General features: G+C 44.7%; 5 protein-coding genes. 4 read left to right on the top strand and 1 reads right to left on the bottom strand.

What is annotated here, in order from left to right; translation table 11 throughout:
* The 4 genes from V7K76_RS29205 to V7K76_RS29190 form a co-directional block, all read left to right on the top strand.
* Window positions 1-372 (top strand): WD40 repeat domain-containing protein (locus V7K76_RS29205; protein ID WP_442936277.1); only part of this gene is annotated, 372 nt, incomplete at its 5' end.
* Entirely contained in the window at window positions 356-724 is a 369-nt protein-coding gene (locus tag V7K76_RS29200; RefSeq protein ID WP_334777333.1) for a WD40 repeat domain-containing protein, read from the top strand. The genes V7K76_RS29205 and V7K76_RS29200, both read left to right, overlap by 17 nt.
* A gap of 449 nt (window positions 725-1173) precedes the next feature.
* Window positions 1174-3066 (top strand): glycoside hydrolase family 15 protein, encoded by a 1893-nt coding sequence (locus V7K76_RS29195; RefSeq protein WP_334777332.1) that lies wholly within the window; start codon window positions 1174-1176, stop codon window positions 3064-3066.
* A 163-nt stretch (window positions 3067-3229) separates the two neighbouring features.
* The gene (locus tag V7K76_RS29190) at window positions 3230-3451 is read left to right on the top strand and encodes a hypothetical protein (RefSeq protein WP_334777331.1); all 222 of its coding nucleotides are present in this window, start codon (window positions 3230-3232) and stop codon (window positions 3449-3451) included.
* 56 nt (window positions 3452-3507) lie between these two features.
* On the opposite strand, the gene V7K76_RS29185 is transcribed toward V7K76_RS29190, so the two are convergent.
* A partial coding sequence (locus V7K76_RS29185) for a hypothetical protein (protein ID WP_335030331.1) occupies window positions 3508-3690 on the bottom strand: 183 nt, incomplete at its 5' end.

Genomic DNA, 3690 nt, shown 5'->3' with positions numbered 1-3690 from the left:
ATGCTGGTAAGTGGCAGCGCTGATGGCACTGTGAGGATTTGGGATTTAGAAGCAATGCAGTGTTTGCAAACTCTCCACGGTCATACAGGCCATGTTTGGTGTGTAGCTTGTAGTACTGATGGTCAAACGCTAGCAAGTGGCAGTGCTGATACAACAATTCGCTTGTGGGACATTCACACTGGAGAATGCCTGAAAACTTTGTCAGGGCACACCCACACCGTGCGATCGCTGACATTCACTCCAGATGGAAAAACCTTGATTGCCAGTGATGACAACCAAACTGTTAAGTTCTGGAATATTCATAGATGCAACCATCAAAATTTGGGATTTCAAGACTTGCCAATGTCTAAGAACCTTGGAAGGACATACTGATGCTGTGATCAGTGCTGCCAGTCCTGATGGTTGTCTGCTGGCAAGCGGGGGAACCGACCAAACCGTGAGAATTTGGGATATGAAAACTGGGAAGAGCTTGAGAGTATTGATTGGACACACACGATGGATTTTTGCGATCGCATTTATCCATTCTCCGGTTAAAAGTCCAATTCTTGCTAGCAGCAGTGAAGACCAGACCATCCGCTTATGGAATGTCGAAACAGGTGAATGTCTGAAAATTCTCAGAACTCCTAGACCTTATGAAGGCATGAATATTACAGGGGTCGTTGGTTTGACGGAATCTGTGCGAGTGTCACTTTTGGCACTAGGAGCTATAACAGAAGGTTCTTAAATAAATTAAATATGCATAATGCAGATTAATTTGATTCTTTAATCCTATTTATAGCGATAATTCGTGATTATATTCGATTATTTATGTTTGACTATTCCTCTAGAGAGATTAGCTGGAAAAATTGACTTCTGACAAATAACTTTCAAGATGATAAATTAAAACAAGTCGCAAGTCGCAAGTCGCAAGTCGCAAGTCGCAAGTCGCAAGTCGCAAGTCGCAAGTAAGTTAAGGGAGCGGGGATTTAGCGCTGCATTGCGGTCTTGGGGTCTCCCCAAGAGGAGCAACTTTGCAAGACAGACCCAGACCCAAAACTTACCGGTGAAGAGAACCGGGGGACTTAAACCCACGGTACTCGGTTAACGATTAATATCTAAAAGAATAAAATCTGTAAAAAAATCCCAATTGCAAATAAGATTTTTGTAAAAGGTTATCAGCAGCTAAAGACGGTAATGAGTATTATATCTGATTCCAATAGCAACCCAACAGTTTCGACCCAATCCTTTCTGCCCATAGAAGATTATGGGGTGATCGGGAATTGCCATACCGCGGCTCTTGTCAGTAGTTGTGGTTCGATTGATTGGCTTTGCTTACCTCGGTTTGATTCGCCGTCTTTGTTTGCTCGAATTTTGGATCTAGAATGTGGCGGGAACTGGAGTATTCAGCCGACTACTGCTTGGTCAAGTAGTCATCAGTATCTGAACGAAACTAATGTACTAGAAACAATTTTTAGGTGTGAGTCAGGACAAATTTCGCTGCTGGATTTTATGGAAATTAGCAACCAGGAGCAGCAGCAAAGCCGAATAGCACCTGGCAGGCTAATCCGAATTATCGAGGTTAGTGAAGGAACAGTTGAAATTATTAGTACTTGCTCTCCTCGCCCTGACTATGGGCGCACAATTCCCAAGTTAGTCAAATCTGGCAACGAAGTCAAGTTTGGTTCATTCACGGTTACTGGACCTGTTGAATGGCATTTGGACACAACAAGTAATACATTTATCTGTCAGATCATCCTCCACGCCGGAGAGCGAGTTGCATTCACGCTTTTGACAGAGGAGGATGAGGATGCACAACTGCCAAATCTAGACCCAATGGATGCCCTGGCATCAACTTGCGCCGAATGGCGGCGTTGGGCGAATAAGTGTACTTATCAAGGAGCATACCGAGACGCGGTTGTTCGCAGTGCGCTGACCTTACAGTTGATGACTTATGCCCCTTCAGGAGCAATTGTAGCTGCACCGACAACTTCGTTGCCAGAAGAAATTGGTGGGGAGCGGAACTGGGATTATCGCTTCACCTGGATTCGGGACTCATCATTTACTCTTTATGCATTGCTATTAGCAGGTTATCTTGATGATGAGTGTCAGTTCTTCAATTGGATCGCCCAGACTGTGAAGATGGAAGGAACTGGAATCAAAATCCTTTACCCGATTACATCAAGTGGACAGGTTGTTGAGCAAACCTTAAATCACTTGCGGGGATATCGAGACTCGCAGCCAGTTCGGATCGGCAATGGTGCAGCAGGACAAGTTCAACTTGATGTCTATGGTGAGGTACTTAGTGCTTTACATTTTGCTTGGAAGGTTGGAAAGTACGATCCAACTGCAATTTGGGAACACATCTGCCCACTGGTAGATTGGGCTGCTGAACACTGGCACGAACCAGATAGCGGCATCTGGGAAGTGCGTGGGGGTTTGCGACATTTTGTTTACGGGAAAGTGATGCTGTGGGTGGCATTAGACTGTGGCATCGAAATGGCTGAGGCACTTGAGCTAAATGGTGATACTACCCGTTGGCGACAGGAGCGGCAACTAATCCGCAATGAAGTGTTTGAAAAAGGGTGGAGCGAAAAACTTGGTGCCTTCAAGCAATCCTACGAGGATGAAACTCTTGATGCCTCTAATTTACTAATGTCTAGTGTTGGCTTCATTGATGGAACTGATCCGCGCATGGTGTCAACAATTGATGCGACTATCGAACATTTAGTTGAGAATGGACTGTGTTACCGTTACCGAGATGCACCAGAAGGCGTGAGTGGTAAAGAGGCATCCTTTGTTCTTTGCACCTTCTGGCTGATCAACGCACTTATCTTGGCTCAAAGGGCTACAGAGGCTCGTGTTTGGTTTGAGCAAATGCTGGCACGAAGCAGTTCGTTGGGACTATTTGCAGAAGAAATTGACTTTGAAACAGGGGCGCATCTTGGTAATTTTCCCCAAGCCTTTTCGCATATTGGGGTGATTAACGTTGCCGTTTCCTTAGCACATACAGGTAATATCGGAACAGTTGAGCGGGTGCATATTGATGCAGCAAATGCTGCATCAAGAGGTGGCGGTGGTATTCAGTAACAGTCAACTACAAACTTGGGAAAACAAGCATAAAAATAGTGGTTTCAGGCATTGTGAATCAGGAAGCAAACACCATTGGTAATGCAATACTTCTCGGATTTTGGGGAAAAGGGAAAGAAAATACCTTTAACTATTAACCTTTACCCACTCCACCCTAAAGGAGGTGAGATGTTTTCACCGTCGCTGGTATACTGTTTCGGGATATGTTTTATTCCTTCAATGGCTTTTAACTGAGGAAACCGAATGTAGCAGGTTGAAAGTGATTGAAGTACCAGGTTGTAAATCCATCACATCACCCCAGCAAACAATTTGGACGGATGATGAGTTAATTGGCGATGCTATTAAGCTAAAGTTTTGTATTGAAGTCTTATTAAGCATTACTTGAGATCACTCAAACAAATTCACAGTAACGGAATTGAAGGAACAGTGAACTACTCTGACCTACACCGCCACCAACCAATCGCACACCACAGACTTACACCCGTCAGCATAGTTAACCCAAATCTGCCACTGCCCCAGATAAGCATTCCAGTAAGGCTCCCCATCAGCCACCCCAAGAGAAAAGCCAACTTTTGGGACTAATTCACTGTAGAAGTCCCCAGCGCTATTTAGCCCAAGCTGCAT

This window comes from Nostoc sp. (assembly GCF_036917975.1).
Lineage (GTDB): Bacteria > Cyanobacteriota > Cyanobacteriia > Cyanobacteriales > Nostocaceae > Nostoc.
The sequence above is the reverse complement of the archived record's forward strand: the minus strand, read 5'-3'. Positions and strand labels throughout refer to the sequence as shown.